This window comes from Acinetobacter sp. UC24323 (assembly GCF_024151445.1).
Classification (GTDB): Bacteria; Pseudomonadota; Gammaproteobacteria; order Pseudomonadales; family Moraxellaceae; genus Acinetobacter; species Acinetobacter baumannii.
The window spans coordinates 1-233 of sequence record NZ_JAHIBY010000039.1 but is presented as its reverse complement, the minus strand read 5'-3'; the positions used below and the strand labels follow the sequence as shown (position 1 = coordinate 233).

Annotated in this window: 1 pseudogene; it reads left to right on the top strand. The window is 50.6% G+C overall.

Going from position 1 to position 233, the window contains the following annotated elements:
* Positions 1-233: pseudogene (locus KNQ97_RS19175) on the top strand (hypothetical protein); the annotation flags it as partial.

Below are 233 nucleotides of genomic sequence, written 5' to 3'. Positions count from 1 at the left end.
TGACCTTAACCATCACAGGTCAGGACCAGGCAGGTAATCCGCTGGAACAGCAGGTGAAAGCCACAGTTAATCCTGATGGCAGCTATACGGCAGAAGTGCCAGCAGGCTTTGCTGATGGCGAATTGACCGTTAAGGCAGAAACGGTTGATCGTAACGGTACACCGCTTAATGCAGAAGACAGCCTTGTGAAGACCGATCATGACAATGATCCATCTACACCGGATCAAGGTGGT